The sequence below is a fragment of the Dongia sp. genome (assembly GCF_041905885.1).
GTDB lineage: Bacteria > Pseudomonadota > Alphaproteobacteria > Dongiales > Dongiaceae > Dongia.
Genome location: NZ_JAYRKD010000004.1, coordinates 196,552 through 211,018, shown reverse-complemented (window position 1 = coordinate 211,018; position 14,467 = coordinate 196,552). Strand labels below are relative to the sequence as shown.

Genomic DNA, 14,467 nt, shown 5'->3' with positions numbered 1-14,467 from the left:
TCATCATGCGGCGCGATCCAGATCGGGAATCCGTAGGAATCGGCCGCTGGCTTCTGCCGGCGGCCATTCTTGTTGTGGGCGGGGCCGTGGCCGTACTCTATTTCGGCGGCGAGCGGCTCTCCGACCAGATCCACTATCTGCTCGCCAGCAGCAGCGGCGGCGATCTTGCGCCGGTGCCGCAGCCGCGCAGCAGCGCCGGCCCGAATAGCGCGCCAGCGGACCTGGCGGAGATGCCGGCGCTGGTGACCACGGATGGAACCACGCCGGAGAGCTGGCCGGAGCTTTCGCCGGCCGACCTGCTGGCGCAGAGCACGGGGCTCGGCGACCGCGCACTCAAGGACACCGCCTTCGACCAGCCGCCCTGGCGGCGCTTCGCCCGGCCGTTCGCGGCAGCGGAAGGAAAGCCGCTGCTGGGCTTCCTCATGACCGGGTTGGGGATCGACCGCGCCGCGACCGCGGCGGCGATCGCCGGGCTCCCGCCGGAGGTCTCGCTGAGCTTCAGCCCCGAGGCGAAGGACCTCGGCCAGTGGATCGCCGCGGCACGCGCCTTCGGGCACGAGGCCCTGGTCGACCTGCCGCTGCAATCCAAGGACCGGCGGGCACTCGGTGCGGCGGGTATCCTGATCGGGCTCAATGCCGGCGAGGCGGCGCGGCGTCTGCAGGCGATCGCGGATGCCGCGCCGGCGGTGTTCGGCTTCGCCAGCGACGGCGGCGACGCGCTGCTGCTGGACGACGGCACCACCGCGATCCTCGCCGCCGAGATCGCGCGGCTCGGCCTCGCCTTCATCGACGCCAGCGGCGAGCCGATGAGCCAGATCCTGCCCGCGGCCCGGGAATCCGGCCTCGCCGCCGCACGCAGCACGGTGACGCTCGACGCGCGGCCCTCGCGCACGGCAATCACGGAACGGCTTGCGGCGGCGACCGAGGTCGCGCAAGAAGAGGGGCGCGCGCTCGCCGTGGCGAAGGTCTCGCCGCTGACGATCACCTTGCTGGCCGACTGGCTGCGCCGGACCGACGAGCAGAGCCCGGTCCCGGCGCCGGCCAGCGCCCTGTTGCAGAGATGAGATGATGGGCAAGGACAAAAAAAAGCAGAAAGCCAAGGACAAGAAGTGGAACTACGACACTTTGCCCTATCGCCGGGGCATCGGCATCGCGCTGTTCAACCCCGCCGGCCGCGTCTTCGTCGCGCAACGCCTGGATTCACCCGGCCCCGCCTGGCAGATGCCGCAAGGCGGCATCGACAAGGGCGAGACGCCGCTCGACGCCGCCTGGCGCGAGCTGCATGAGGAGACGGGCGTCACCAGCGCCGAGCTCATCATGGAGAGCGAGGGCTGGCTGAGCTACGACCTGCCCGCGGAGCTCGCCAAGACCTTGTGGAAGGGCAAGTATCGCGGCCAGGAGCAGAAGTGGTACGCCTTCCGCTTCACCGGCGAGGACAGCGAGATCGACATCGAAGGCGAGCACCCGGAATTTTCCGCCTGGAAATGGGCCGACTTCCGCACGGTGACGGAGCTGATCGTGCCGTTCAAGCGCCCGCTCTACCAGAAAGTCGTCCTGGCGTTCGGCCACCTCGCGAAGTGACGGCGCCGGCCTCGCGCAGCCGTCCGGGGCTGCTGCCGGTGCGCCGCTTGAAGGCCCGCGAGAAAGCGGCTGGCTCCGAATAGCCGAGCAGGAAGCTGATATGCTTCAGGTCGAAATCGGTGCCGGTCAGCCATTCCTGCGCGAGGTCGATGCGCTTGCGCTCGACCAGCGCGCTGAAGCTGGTGCCCGCATCGCCGAGGCGGCGCCGCAAGGTGCGCTCGCCGAGGCCGAGCTCGCGGGCGACCGCGGCGAGCGAGAGCCGGCCTGACCCCAGGCGATCGGCGACGATCGCCTCCACCCGCTGCTCCAGCGATGCGACCTGCCGCGACCGCACCTGGTGCAACAGGCCGTCGGCATAGGCGTGCAGGATGTGGCCGAGCCGGCTGTCCGCCGTCGGGATGCGGATGGCGAGGTCGTCCTTGGCGAAGCGGACCACATGGGTGGCCGTGCCATAGGCCAGCGGGCAGCGGAAGAAGCGGCGGCATTCCGCAGGATCGACCTCCTGCGGGTGCATGAAGTGCACCTCCAGCGGCGACAGCGCGACGCCGGTTACCACGCGCAGGGCGGCGATCAGGCGGGCGGCGCCGAACTCGCCGAGATGCCGGCTCTGCCGCCAGGTGGAATCGGCGGCCCGGAAGACCAGCTGGGCGCCGCCGCGGTCGCGCTTCACCTGGGCGGTTAGGCCGTCGCACACCACGGCGGAATAGCGCTCGAAGCCATCCAGGGCCTCGCCCACCGTCTGCGCGCAGGCCGCCAGATAGGCCAGCACGCCGCCATGCTTGATGTGGAACGCGGCGCCGCGGTGCAGGCCGAAATGCGCGTCCCCGGTCGCATCAGCGCCGAAGTTCAGGATGGCCGCGAAATGCCGGGCGTCGATCTCGCGGCCGAACTTCAGGTCGCGACGTTGGATGCCAAGATCCTTCAGCAGCGGGCGCAGATCGACCTTGCGTTCCCGCAGCCAGGCTGCCGTCTCTCCGGCCCAATCGGCATTGAGCTGCATAATCCACTCTTCGGGTGGTTCCGGCCCTGGCCGCAGATGTTAATCCGATGGCCGCCCCGATCAATGCGGCTTCGGGCCAATAGCCCTAAATCACGCTCGGTGCGCCCCCTGTTGGACGCGCATGCGTTGGACGCGTCCGGGCGGATACTCCCCTGTCTGACCCGAATCCCGTGTCCTGCCGATCAGAGCCGTAGCTACGGAAATCTGACATCCCGGAGACCGCGTGCCGCCCCCCGGCGCGCGGTCTCCGTTCGTGCGCCACGGCCGTTTCAAGGATTTGGATCATGAAGGGTATCGTGTTCACCGAGTTCCTGGAGCTCGTCGGCCGGAACTACGGCGTCGAGATGATGGATTTCATCATCGAGGCCTCCGATCTGCCGTCGGGCGGCGCCTATACGGCGGTCGGCAGCTACGACCATGGCGAGATGATCACGCTGGTCCAGAATCTCTCCACTGCAACCCGCGTGCCCGTGCCCGAGCTGCTGCGGGCCTATGGGCAGCACCTGTTCGCGCGCTTCTCGGTGCGCTATCCGCGCTTCTTCGACGGCATCACCTCCTGCTTCGAGTTCCTCGATCGCATCGAGGGCCACATCCATGTCGAGGTGCGCAAGCTCTATCCGGATGCCGAGCTGCCGTCGATAGACATCGACTGGCGGACCGAGGACCGGATCGAGCTCTTCTACAGCTCGACCCGCCCGTTCGCGGCCTTCGCCGAGGGATTGATGCGCGGCGCCATCGCGCATTTCGGCGAAGCGATCGAGGTCCGCCAGCTCGATGCCGCGGCCGACGGGACCTTCATCCGCTTCGAGCTCACCCGGTCATGAACGACCTCGCAACGCCACCGAAGATGTCGCGCGAGCAGCTGCTGGCGCAAATCGCCCAGCTCGAGCGCCGGATCGCGCGCGAAGCCGCTGCCCGGCGCAAGGCCGAAGACCTGCTCGAAGCCCGGAGCTTCGACCTCCACAATGCCAACCAGTCGCTGCGCGCGATCAACGGCGACCTGGAGCGGATCGTCGCCGAGCGAACCCGGGAGCTGCGGGCGGCGCATGACGAAGCCCTGGCCGCCAGTCGAGCCAAGTCGCAGTTCCTCGCGGGCATGAGCCATGAGCTCCGCACCCCGCTCAATGCGATCATCGGCTTTTCCGAGGTGATGCAGCTCGAGCTGCAGGGACCGATCGGCAATGCTGCCTATCGCGACTACGCCGTCATCATTCATGAAAGCGGCCAGCATCTGCTCGGCATCATCAACGACATCCTGGATGTCGCCAAGATCGAGGCCGGACGCATGGAGCTGCATGAAGAGGTTGTCGACGTCGCCGAAGTCGTCGCAGACTCCGTGCGCCTGCTAAGCGACAGGGCCAGCCGTGCCGGCATCAAGATCAAGACCACCCTGCCGTCCGGCTTGCCGCGCCTCATGGCGGACCGGGGCAAGATCCGGCAGGTCCTGTTGAACCTGCTCGGCAACTCGATCAAGTTCACCGGCAAGGACGGCACGATAACCGTCTCCGCCCGGGTCTCCTCGGTGGGCAAATTCCTGCTCACCGTCGCCGATACCGGAGTCGGCATCCCGGAGGACGCGCTCGAGAGCGTGATGGAAGCCTTCGTGCAATGCGGCGATGCGCTGACCCGCAGCCACCATGGATCGGGCCTGGGCCTGCCGCTTTGCAAGGCGCTGACCGAGATGCATTGCGGCTGCCTGACGCTGGAGAGCGAGGTCGGCAAGGGCACCTGCGTCACCATCAGCCTGCCGCCGCAGCGCGTCCTGGATCCGGCGCCAGCGGCGTGATTCACGCCGCGGCTTTGCCGTTCAGCGCCGTGGCGGCGATATGCTCGGCGACGCGGACCGCCTGGGCGACCACGGTCAGCGACGGGTTGAAGGCGGTCGAACTCGGCAGGAAGGACGCGTCGACGACGAAGAGGTTGTCGATGTCCCAGACCCGGCAATAAGGATCGAGCACCGAAGTCGCGGGATCGGTGCCGAAGCGCGCGGTGCCGCATTGATGCATGGCGACGCTGATGTCCATCTTCTGGGTGATGACGATCGGATAGCCGATCGCGCGCATCAGCCGGGTCCAATGCCGGACCAGCTCGTTGTGGGATTTGAGGTTGTTCGGCGTATAAGCGACGCGGATCGTGCCGTCTGAATCGACCGAGACCCGATTCTCCGGATCGGGCAGGTCCTCCGACATGATCCACCAATCGACCGAGCGCTCGGCAAAGCGGTTCATCAACCATTCCGGCAGGAAACGCTTATTCGCCGTCAGCATGCCGCCCTGCAGCTTGCCGAGGCCCTGCACATTGCCCATCGGATAGGGCCGGGCCGCATTGGCGAGATAGAAGTCGTTGACGCAGAGCGACTTCTGGAACACCACCGGATTGCGGCGCAGCGGGTTGATCGCCATCATCGCGGTGTTGTTATGCGCCATGTAGTTGCGGCCGAGCTGATCCGACTGGTTGTTGCCGAGGCCGCGCGGATGCTTGTCGTTGGCGGAGCGCAGCAGCAAGGCCGTCGAGTTGATGGCGCCGGCGGCGGAGATGAAGAGATCGCCGCGGACGGTAATCGGCGTGCCGCCGCTCCGGACCGCGACGCCGGTGACCTTGCGCCCCGCTTCATCGGTCAGCAGCCGCTCGACCTTGGTGTCGAGGATGAGGTCGACCTTGCCGCTGCTGAGCGCCGGGCCAATCAGCCGCACCTCGGCATCATTCTTGGCGCCGAGCTTGCAGGCGAAGCCGTCGCAGGTGGCGCAGCGGATGCACTTTCCGCCCTCATGCCGGTCGACCGCGATCGGCAGCGGAAACGGCCGCAGCCCTTTCGCCCGCAGCTTCCCGGCGATTGCTTCGACGACCGGCTCGTGGCCGATCGGCGGATGCGGCATTGGCCCGGAACGCGGCGGCTCGATCGGATCGGCGCCGGCTTGGCCATGTGTCCCCATCAACCGCTCGGCCACGTCGTAATAGGGTGCCAGGTCCGCGTAGCGGATCGGCCAGGCCGGGGCGATGCCGCCCTCATGTTCCAGCGCCTCGAAATCCTCGACGCGGAACCGCACCGTCGCGGCGCCGAAGAATTTCGAATTGCCGCCGACATAGTAATAGGTCGAGGGGTTGAACGGCTTGCCGTCGCGGTCGCGCCAGGTTTCCTTGGCGGTGTATTTCTTCTCGTGGAACACCGCCTTCACCGACCAGTTGTCGGCTTCGCGCGGCAGGTAGTTGCCGCGCTCGATCACCAGCACCGAGGCGCCCACCTCGGCCAGCCGATTCGCCATCGCGCCGCCGCCGACCCCGGCGCCGACGATCACGACGTCGTAGGACTCCTTGATGATATTCGTCACAGCTCCCCCTGTGAATTTCGGTAAGATTGCCTGGGACTCCGCGGGTCATCAAGCCGCTTTGCTGTCAACCGGCCTTTCGTCTTGAGTGGCACCGGAGGCCGCGTTAGAAGGGCGGCCCTCATTTCGCCGACACAGATTACGGGTGTTGCCTTGACGCTTCCTTCCATCTCCGCCCGCATCGCGCAGGAACTGAACGTGCGCGAGGCGCAGGTCACCGCCACGGTCGAATTGCTGGACGGCGGCGCGACCGTGCCCTTCGTGGCGCGCTATCGCAAGGAAGCGACCGGCGGGTTGGACGACACGCAGCTCCGCACCCTGGACGAGCGGCTGAAGTATCTCCGCGAGATGGACGAGCGTCGCGGCGCGATCCTGAAGAGCATCGAAGAGCAGGGCAAGCTCACGCCCGCGCTGAAGGAACAGATCGACGCCGCGGATTCCAAGGCGCGGCTCGAAGACCTCTACCTGCCCTACAAGCAGAAGCGCCGCACCAAGGCGCAGATCGCCCGCGAGGCCGGGTTGGAGCCGCTGGCCGACCTGCTGCTCAATGATCCGACCAAGAGGCCGGAAGACGAGGCCGCGGCCTATGTCGATGCCGAAAAGGGCGTCGCCGATGTGAAGGCGGCGCTGGACGGCGCGATGCAGATCCTGATGGAGCGCTTCGCCGAGAATGCCGACCTGGTCGGAAGCTTGCGCGACTTCGTCTGGAGCAATGCCAAGCTCAGCTCCAAGCTGGTCGAAGGCAAGGCGGAAGCCGGCGCCAAGTTCTCCGATTATTTCGACGCATCCGAGGCCATCGCGAAGATCCCCTCGCACCGCGCCCTCGCCTTGCTGCGCGGCCGCAACGAGGAGTTCCTGACCCTGTCGCTGGTGCTCGATGAAGAGCCGAAGGGGAAGGAGCTCGGGCCCTGCGAGCGCTCGATCGCCGCGCGCTTCGGTATCATCGACAAGAACCGGCCGGCGGATGCCTGGCTGCAGGAAGTGGTGCGCTGGACCTGGCGGGTGAAGCTGAAGCTGCAGATCGACATCGAGCTGATGACCCGGCTGCGCCAGGCGGCGGAGACCGAGGCGGTGCGGGTCTTCGCCTCGAACCTCAAGGACATTCTCATGGCGGCGCCGGCCGGCGGGCGCGCCACGATCGGGCTCGATCCGGGCCTGCGCACCGGCGTCAAGGTGGCGGTGCTGGCGGCGACCGGCAAGGTGCTGGAGACCGCGACCATCTATCCGCATGAGCCGGCGCGGAAATGGGACGAGTCGATCGCGATCCTGGCCGCCCTCGCCGCGCGGCACCAGACCGAGTTGATCGCCATCGGCAACGGCACCGCCTCGCGCGAGACCGACAAGCTGGCGACCGAGCTGATCAAGCTGCATCCCCAGTTGAAGCTGACCAAGATCGTGGTCTCCGAAGCCGGCGCCTCGGTCTATTCGGCTTCGGAATATGCCTCGAAGGAGCTGCCGGCGCTGGACGTGACCCTGCGCGGCGCGGTCTCGATCGCGCGGCGGCTGCAGGATCCGCTGGCCGAGCTGGTGAAGATCGACCCGAAATCGATCGGCGTCGGCCAGTACCAGCATGACCTCAACCAGACCCAGCTTTCCAGGTCGCTGGATGCCGTGGTCGAGGATTGCGTGAACGCGGTCGGCGTCGATGTGAACCTCGCCTCGGCCAAGCTGCTGGAGCGGGTCTCTGGCCTCAACGAGGGCTTGGCGCAGAACATCGTCGCCCATCGCGACCAGAACGGCCCCTTCGCCTCGCGCCAGGACCTGCTGAATGTGACGCGGCTGGGGCCGAAGGCCTTCGAGCAATGTGCCGGCTTCCTCCGCGTGCGCGACGGCGCCGATCCGCTGGATTCATCGGGCGTGCATCCCGAGGCCTATCCGCTGGTGCGGCGCATCCTGAAACACCTGAAGGCCGATATCCGGGCTGTGATCGGCGATGGGAGCGCACTCAAGAGCATACAGCCGGAGCAGTTCGCCGACGAGAGCTTCGGCGTGCCGACCGTGACCGACATCCTGAAGGAGCTGGAAAAACCCGGCCGCGACCCGCGGCCCGAGTTCAAGACCGCCAGCTTCAAGGACGGCGTCGAGGAGATGAAGGACCTCACGCCCGGCATGCTGCTGGAGGGCGTCGTCACCAACGTCGCCAATTTCGGCGCCTTCGTCGATATCGGCGTCCATCAGGACGGTCTGGTCCACGTCTCCGCCCTGGCCGACCGCTTCGTGAAAGATCCGCGCGAGGTGGTGAAGCCCGGCGACATCGTGAAGGTCAAGGTGCTGGAGGTCGATCAGAAGCGCAAGCGCATCTCCCTCACCATGCGCCTCAGCGACGAGGCGGTGAAGCGCCCGGCGTCGCAGGGCGATCGCCCGCTGACCCAGCGCGACCGCCAGCACATGACGGAGAAGCCGAAAGCCGCACCCGCCAAGGCCTCGGACAACGCGCTGGCGGCGGCCTTCAGCAAGGCCGGGTTCATCGTGCGGAAGTAGCCGCGTCTAAGCTATCGTCAGCGCGGTGCCGACGATGGCGAGCGCCGCGCCGGCCCAGGCCAGGGGACGCGGCATCCGGCCGCTTCTGAGCCAGACCATCGGCAGGATGACGACCGGCGTCATCGACGAGAGCGTCGAGACGATCCCGACATCGCCGGTCTCCAGGGCCGCCATCAGCAGTGACATGCCAAGCGCCGGGCCGAAGAAGGCGGCTGCGATCGCCACCAGCAGGTCCACCTTTCGGGCCGGCGCCGTCCGGCGGCGCACCGCCGGCAGGATCAGCAGCGCCCAGATGCAGAGCACTGCCAGTCCGCTGCGAACCGCCATCGCGGTGAAGGGCTCGACGCCGGAAGCCATGGCCGGCCGGGCCAGCAAGGTGCCGATCGCCTGGCCGAGCGCCGTCACCGCGCCCAGCGCAATGCCGGCGAGCGTCGCGCGCTTTTCGTCGGGCGCGGGAGTCTCGATCGGCTGCTCGTCCGAGAGAGGGATCATCGGCGCCGGCCGGCGCCGGCGCACGCCGATCGCCACCAGCACGCCCAAGAGGATCAGCGCGACACCGAGCCCCTGGCGCAGATTGATCGTCTCGCCGAGCGCGAGATAGCCCAGCGCCAGCGCGAAGGGCGAGGTGAGCGTGAACAGCAAGGCGGTGACGCGCGGCCCCGCGGCATAGATCGCGGCGAAATAGGTGGTGCTGGCCAAAGCGATGCCGACGGCGCCCGAAGCGGCCAGCGCCCAGATCTGCCAGCTTCCCAATGTGGCCCAACCGCCGACGATGGTGGCGGCGAGCGCCGTGATCAGCAACCCGGCGGTGAGCTGCCAGCGCGCCAGCCGCATCAGCGGCACACGGCCGTTCAGCTCGTTGATGAACATCGAGCTCAGCGCGATGCAGGTGGCGGAGCCGAGGGCCAGCGCTTCGGAGATGAACATTCGAAGTCAGGCGCCTGCCTTATGATCCGGCGGCGCAGCTCTCCGGGCCGGACACCGCCACCCGATAGATGATGTCGAGATCGTTGGCCCAGGCCGACATCATGCAGTCGGTGTTCGGCTTCCTGAACTGGTAGAAGAGGGTGCCGTTGAGCAAGCGCGTCTTGCTGACCGGCAAGCCCCATTCCTCACGGGTCTGGAATACCGGGGAACCCTGGTATTTGTGGCTCTGCATGGCGCCGTACTGGGTCGACGGCGTGCAGGCCGTCGTGGCGAGCGCCAGAACACCGATTGCCATCCACCGCCGCTGCAGCACGCATCGCACTCCGTTTCAGCCAGGAGCGCATTCTACACCCAGGGACGAGATTCGGCGTCAAGCTCCGCGCCGGAACCCGACACACCCTTGAATGAGGGCGGGTCGATTTTCCGCCCGCCCGGCAGGATGGGGCGGCCGCGCCGGGCCGCGCCGCCTCCGCTCAGGCCATGGCCGCCTGCTTCAGCCGCTTGGGCAGCAGGAAGTCGATCGCCGCGAAGGCGACGATCGCCAGGCCCGTCAGCGGAAGCACGATCGCCACCGCGAGCCCGATGGGCAGAATGCCCCGCGGGATCCGGTAGTCGCCGGGATAGCGCGGCGCACCGAGCGCGCCGGCCCGAGGGACGGCGCCACGGCGGGCGGCGTCCCGAACGATTCGGGATTCATGATTCAATTTCTCTAAAAGGTACGAAGCGAAAGCGGCGATCGGATCAGGCCGCTTGCGGTGGACCTTGGGAGAAGAGGTTGGAAGGATAGAGCGAGAGGGGCGCCGGAATCGCCGCGGCGCGCCGGACCGGCACAGCCTGATCCTTGGCGCGCGGCAGGAACGCGATCGCGCCGTCGGCCGGCATGGCGAGCGGCACCTGGAAAGCCATCGCGCAGCTCGGGCCGCAGAGCTGGCACTTCTGCGGATGGTCGGACGGCGCCGCCGGCGCCTGGTCGCCTTGCGACCTGCCCGGCCCACAGAGATGGGCGTCGAGCTCGGCCTGCAGCGGATCGGCCGCGACCGCGAAGGCGGGGATGAGCGCGCCCAGCAGCAGTGCATAGGCCGCGAGCAGGCCGATGCCGAAACGATGCCGCCGCACCCGTCCGATCATGGGCGGCAAGCCTCGTATTCCGGCGGGTTGCGCGGATAGAAGGTGGCGCAGAGCGCATAGGCCTCCGGCAGGTCGACATCCGTCGGGGTCGCGCGCTGCAGGGCGAGGTGTCCCGGCAGGAGGTGGGTGTGCGGCCCGTCCGGCGACTTGCCGCCGGGTGGCGGGATCGGCGTCGCGACCTCGATGCGGCCGAGCGGGCTTTCGACCACGCGGGTCGGGTTCGACTCCAGCAGCAGCTTGCCGCAGCGTTGCAGCACTGCATCGAGCGGCAGACCGACGGCGGCGTTCAGCGCGGCATCGAGCGCCGGCGACGCGCTGCGCAGCAGGAAGCGCATATGGTCGCGGCCGAGGCCGAGATCGAAGAGATTCTCGCCGCGATGCGCGGGCTGGATTGCCGCCGTATCCGGGCCGCAGGCGGTCAGCAGCAAGCTCGGCGCCGACAGGATGCGCGGGCGCGGGATGACGATGAAGATCGCCCGCACCCCGCCCGCGGCATCGGGATCGCGCCATTGCAACGCGCGGAGATCGGGGCGCGGCGTGAAGCGCAGCGCCCCGCGCGCGGTGACGGCGCGCAGCTCGGGCTCGACCGAAACCTCGGCCGGCTCGCCGGCGCCGAACGTGAACTCTGCGGAGGCGCCATGGCAGCCGGCCACCCAGGTGCCGCTGCGCCGGAGCAGCGTGTCGGCGATGAGGCCGGCGACTTCGTCCGGCAACCAGGGCAAGCGCGTGACGGCGATGCCGAGTTGATCGATGCGCGGCGGCAGCGCCGCCCAGATCGCGCGCTTGCGGTCATCGCCCGCCTTCGACCATTCGGAGATCTCGGCCGACGAACGCGCACAGCCGAGGCAATAGCCGCTGACGTCGTCAACTTTGCAGATGCCGGTGCAGGGCGAGCCGATCGGGCGAACCTCGATGTTCATGGTGCGGCAGACTAGCGCCTGATCCGCCTGCGATCGAGTCGCATCTTGACCGGCAAGCTGCGTCTCTCTACCAAGAACGCCGATGGTTCCTCGCCGCAGCAATGGGGCGGGGATAATAGGGAACACGGTGCGATGCCGTGGCTGCCCCCGCAACTGTAAGCGGTTCGTCGAACATCCATGCGGCCCAGCGTTCAAGACCTGGGCCGCGGCCACTGAGAAAGCCTCTCGGGAAGGTGGATGCCGACAACAACCGCGAGCCAGGAGACCTGCCATCACCCATGCAACTCTTCTTGCCGGCGGGGCGTCCGGAGAAAGAAAACATGTTCCGGCCATCTTCCCTCGAGCGTTCCGTCGACCGCCTGGCGGCGCTCTTCACCCTGTCCACCAAGAGCAACGGCGAGCTGCGCCTCGAGGTCTTGCGCTGGGTGCTCGACCTGCCGCCGGAGATCGACCCGGCGCTGGCCGCGCAGGCCCTGATCGGCCGGCAAGCGCGCGGCCAAAGCGCGCCGCTCTGCGATTTCGCCCAAGCGATCCTCGCGGAGCTGGGGCGTTCGGACCGCGCCCGGCTCGCCGCGATCCCGCAGGCCCGGCGCCGCCATGCGGCGCTAACGTGACCGAATGAGTCGCTGTCGCGCCAAGTTCCGGCCCTCGCGCCGGATTGACGCTTTGCCGGCCGAATCCTTATAATTCCCGGCGATGGTGCCCCGACGGATGAAGTCCAGGGGCTTAAAAGGGAACACGGTGCGGACGACCCAAAAGGGGCCAATGCCGTGGCTGCCCCCGCAACTGTCAGCGGCGAGCCGAGCGTCACTTATGACCACTGGAGGAAACTTCGGGAAGGTCGGCGCAAGGCGGAGACCCGCGAGTCAGGAAACCTGCCATCGGGAGTGAGACCTGCAACCGCGCGACGGGGATGTCGCGCCAGATAGGAGACTTTCGATGACTTCCGCCACCACCCAGACCCGCATCAACACCGCCACGATCAGCACCACCCGGTCGAAGACCCTGATCGCCGCCAGCATGGCCGCCTTCCTCGGCGCCTTCATGATCTGGGGCGTCGGCATCTCGCATATCGCGGCGGCCCATAACGCGGCCCACGACACCCGCCACTCCAACGGCTTCCCCTGCCACTAAGGGGCTAGTCACATGCAGATGTTTCGGCGGCTGTTCATCGCAGCCGCGAGCGCCGGGCTATTATCCGGGCTCTTCGTCACGCTGGTGCACAACGTGACGACAGTCCCCATCATTCTTCAGGCCGAGGTGTTCGAGAGGGCCGCCGAGGAACAATCCGCCGCTGCCGATGCCGCAGCGACGGAGGAAGGGCACGACCATGACGCCGCGGGTCAATCGGCCGAGGGTCATGCGCATGACGGCGAAGCCTGGGAGCCGCAGGACGGGTTCGAGCGCACTGCCTTCACCGCCCTGGCCGATCTGCTGACCGGCATCGGCTTCGCCCTGCTGTTGCTCGCCGTCTATGCGGTCTCCGGACGGGCGATCGATTGGCGCCAGGGCGTCTATTGGGGTCTCGGCGGCTTCGTGGTCTTCATCCTGGCCCCCAGCATCGGCCTGCCCCCGGAGTTGCCCGGCAGCGCCGTCGCGGATCTCACCGCCCGGCAGATCTGGTGGGTCGCGACCGTGGCGCTGACCGCCGGCGGGCTCGGCCTGCTGTTCTATGTCCGGGAACCTAAGCCGCTCTGGGTCGTGGTCGCGTTGGCCATGATCGTGGTGCCCCATGCGATCGGCGCACCGCAGCCGGCGGAATACGCCGCCGCGGCGCCGGAAGCCCTGCAGCACCGCTTCGTCGCGGCCACGATGATCGCGCAACTGCTGTTCTGGGCCGCGCTCGGGCTGCTCAGCGGATATTGCTACAAGCGGTTCGTCGCGCCGGCCGTTTGATCGATTGTAGGCCCCGGCACGTCGTGTCGGGGCTTACGCCTTCCCGAAACCGCAATGCCGCATCACGAAATCGGCGATCGCGCCGATATCGTTGAGGTCGATGACCGGCAGCTTCGTCTCCGGCTTCGGCCCGTCGACCAGCACGGCGACGATGTTCGGGTCCTCGACGGCCAGCAGCGGCTTGCCGTTGGCCTCACGGTAGATCTCCAGCTTGTCGTGACCTTCGCGCTTGAAGCCTTCGACCAGCAGCAGATCGACGTCGCTCATATGCCGCATCAGCTCCTGAGACGTCGGCTCCGGGCTGCCGCGATGCTCATGCATCAACGCCCAGCGGTTGCCGGAAGCGACCAGCACCTCGGTGGCGCCGGCCTCGCGGTGGACATAGGAGTCCTTGCCGGGCGTATCGACGTCGAAGGCGTGGTGCGCGTGCTTCATGGTGGAGACCGTGATGCCGCGGCGAATGAGCTCGGGGATCAGCTTGGCGAGCAGGGTGGTCTTGCCGGCCCCGCTCCAGCCGGCCAGGCCCAAGACCTTCACTTCTTCGCGTCCGCGCGGTCGTCTTCGGCCATATGCTTGATGCCGACCCGGAAATAGTCGTAGCCGGTGACCAGGGTCAGCGCCGCGGCCAGCCACATCAAGCCTTCGCCGACCAGCTGGACCGGCCAGCCCGGCATGACGTCGCCGACGATCAGGAAGCCGACCGCCACCATCTGCATCGTGGTCTTCCACTTGGCCAGCATCGAGACCGGCAGGCGGACCTTCAGCTCGGCCAGGTATTCGCGCAGGCCGGAGACCAGGATCTCGCGGCAGAGGATGATCAGCGCCGGCAGGACCACCCAGCCGGAGATCTGGCCATGGGCGGTCATCGACATCAGGATCGCCGCCACCACCAGCTTGTCGGCGATCGGGTCGAGGAAGCGGCCCAAGGCCGAGACCTGGTCCATCCGCCGGGCGATATAGCCGTCGAAGAAATCGGTGATGCAGGCGACCGCATAGAGGATGAAGGCGATCCAGCGCAGCCACGGCTGGTCGAAGAACAGCAGGGCCGCGATCAGCGGGATCGCGGCAATCCGCGACAGGGTGAGGATATTGGCGATGTTGGTCATGACGTTTGGCGCACGTCTTCTTCGCTGTTCCGGGGAAAAAATAGCAGGTCGAATCCGGCCTGTCATAGTCACGAATCGGGGCTGAAATGCGGCGAATCAGCC

At 67.6% G+C, this 14,467-nt stretch carries 16 protein-coding genes and 2 riboswitches; of the genes, 8 read left to right on the top strand and 8 right to left on the bottom strand.

Annotation, left to right across the window (positions count from 1 at the left end; translation table 11 throughout):
• Positions 1–86: 86 nt before the first annotated feature.
• A complete protein-coding gene (locus tag ACH2CY_RS05910) occupies positions 87–1,064 on the top strand; it encodes a divergent polysaccharide deacetylase family protein (RefSeq protein ID WP_395017018.1) in 978 nt (325 codons plus the stop codon).
• A 4-nt stretch (positions 1,065–1,068) separates the two neighbouring features.
• A complete protein-coding gene (locus ACH2CY_RS05905) occupies positions 1,069–1,581 on the top strand; it encodes an RNA pyrophosphohydrolase (protein WP_395017016.1) in 513 nt (170 codons plus the stop codon).
• On the opposite strand, the gene ACH2CY_RS05900 is transcribed toward ACH2CY_RS05905, so the two are convergent.
• Positions 1,526–2,581 (bottom strand): AraC family transcriptional regulator ligand-binding domain-containing protein, encoded by a 1,056-nt coding sequence (locus ACH2CY_RS05900; RefSeq protein WP_395017014.1) that lies wholly within the window; start codon positions 2,579–2,581, stop codon positions 1,526–1,528. The genes ACH2CY_RS05905 and ACH2CY_RS05900 overlap by 56 nt on opposite strands.
• 284 nt (positions 2,582–2,865) lie before the next feature.
• Here ACH2CY_RS05900 and ACH2CY_RS05895 point away from each other — a divergent pair, with 284 nt between their 5' ends.
• Both ACH2CY_RS05895 and ACH2CY_RS05890 read left to right on the top strand, forming a co-directional pair.
• Positions 2,866–3,405 carry a heme NO-binding domain-containing protein gene (locus ACH2CY_RS05895; RefSeq protein WP_395017011.1) on the top strand — a complete coding sequence of 180 codons (540 nt, stop codon included), beginning with the start codon at positions 2,866–2,868 and terminating at the stop codon, positions 3,403–3,405.
• Entirely contained in the window at positions 3,402–4,367 is a 966-nt protein-coding gene (locus ACH2CY_RS05890) for a sensor histidine kinase (RefSeq protein WP_395017009.1), read from the top strand. Before ACH2CY_RS05895 ends, ACH2CY_RS05890 begins: the two co-directional genes overlap by 4 nt.
• Position 4,368: 1 nt before the next feature.
• On the opposite strand, the gene ACH2CY_RS05885 is transcribed toward ACH2CY_RS05890, so the two are convergent.
• A complete protein-coding gene (locus ACH2CY_RS05885; RefSeq protein ID WP_395017006.1) occupies positions 4,369–5,910 on the bottom strand; it encodes a GMC family oxidoreductase in 1,542 nt (513 codons plus the stop codon).
• A gap of 150 nt (positions 5,911–6,060) precedes the next feature.
• Here ACH2CY_RS05885 and ACH2CY_RS05880 point away from each other — a divergent pair, with 150 nt between their 5' ends.
• Positions 6,061–8,388 (top strand): Tex family protein, encoded by a 2,328-nt coding sequence (locus tag ACH2CY_RS05880; RefSeq protein ID WP_395017003.1) that lies wholly within the window; start codon positions 6,061–6,063, stop codon positions 8,386–8,388.
• A gap of 6 nt (positions 8,389–8,394) precedes the next feature.
• Here ACH2CY_RS05880 and ACH2CY_RS05875 read toward each other — a convergent pair whose 3' ends face one another.
• From ACH2CY_RS05875 to ACH2CY_RS05860, 4 genes are all read right to left on the bottom strand, one after another.
• On the bottom strand, positions 8,395–9,315 hold the full coding sequence (locus tag ACH2CY_RS05875) for a DMT family transporter (protein ID WP_395017000.1): 921 nt from the start codon (positions 9,313–9,315) through the stop codon (positions 8,395–8,397).
• Between the two features lie 19 nt (positions 9,316–9,334).
• The gene (locus ACH2CY_RS05870; protein ID WP_395016999.1) at positions 9,335–9,610 is read right to left on the bottom strand and encodes a hypothetical protein; all 276 of its coding nucleotides are present in this window, start codon (positions 9,608–9,610) and stop codon (positions 9,335–9,337) included.
• 446 nt (positions 9,611–10,056) lie between these two features.
• Positions 10,057–10,443, bottom strand: a complete 387-nt coding sequence (locus ACH2CY_RS05865) for a hypothetical protein (protein WP_395016998.1) — start codon at positions 10,441–10,443, stop codon at positions 10,057–10,059.
• Entirely contained in the window at positions 10,440–11,363 is a 924-nt protein-coding gene (locus ACH2CY_RS05860; RefSeq protein ID WP_395016995.1) for a DUF1289 domain-containing protein, read from the bottom strand. The genes ACH2CY_RS05865 and ACH2CY_RS05860 overlap by 4 nt, the downstream gene beginning before the upstream one ends.
• Before the next feature lie 66 nt (positions 11,364–11,429).
• A riboswitch (cobalamin riboswitch) is annotated at positions 11,430–11,652 on the top strand.
• 31 nt (positions 11,653–11,683) lie between these two features.
• On the opposite strand from ACH2CY_RS05860, the gene ACH2CY_RS05855 reads away from it, so the two are divergent.
• The 3 genes from ACH2CY_RS05855 to ACH2CY_RS05845 all read left to right on the top strand — a co-directional run bounded on the left by ACH2CY_RS05855 (position 11,684) and on the right by ACH2CY_RS05845 (position 13,259).
• Positions 11,684–11,977, top strand: a complete 294-nt coding sequence (locus ACH2CY_RS05855) for a hypothetical protein (protein ID WP_395016993.1) — start codon at positions 11,684–11,686, stop codon at positions 11,975–11,977.
• 66 nt (positions 11,978–12,043) lie between these two features.
• A riboswitch (cobalamin riboswitch) is annotated at positions 12,044–12,261 on the top strand.
• Between the two features lie 41 nt (positions 12,262–12,302).
• Positions 12,303–12,497, top strand: coding sequence for a CbtB-domain containing protein (locus ACH2CY_RS05850; RefSeq protein WP_395016991.1), 195 nt, complete (start codon positions 12,303–12,305; stop codon positions 12,495–12,497).
• A gap of 12 nt (positions 12,498–12,509) precedes the next feature.
• A complete protein-coding gene (locus ACH2CY_RS05845; protein ID WP_395016989.1) occupies positions 12,510–13,259 on the top strand; it encodes a CbtA family protein in 750 nt (249 codons plus the stop codon).
• 33 nt (positions 13,260–13,292) lie between these two features.
• On the opposite strand, the gene mobB is transcribed toward ACH2CY_RS05845, so the two are convergent.
• Complete coding sequence (gene mobB / locus ACH2CY_RS05840; RefSeq protein WP_395016987.1) at positions 13,293–13,796, bottom strand: molybdopterin-guanine dinucleotide biosynthesis protein B; 504 nt, start codon at positions 13,794–13,796, stop codon at positions 13,293–13,295.
• On the bottom strand, positions 13,793–14,365 hold the full coding sequence (pgsA, locus tag ACH2CY_RS05835) for a CDP-diacylglycerol--glycerol-3-phosphate 3-phosphatidyltransferase (RefSeq protein WP_395016985.1): 573 nt from the start codon (positions 14,363–14,365) through the stop codon (positions 13,793–13,795). The genes mobB and pgsA overlap by 4 nt, the downstream gene beginning before the upstream one ends.
• Positions 14,366–14,467 lie beyond the last annotated feature (102 nt).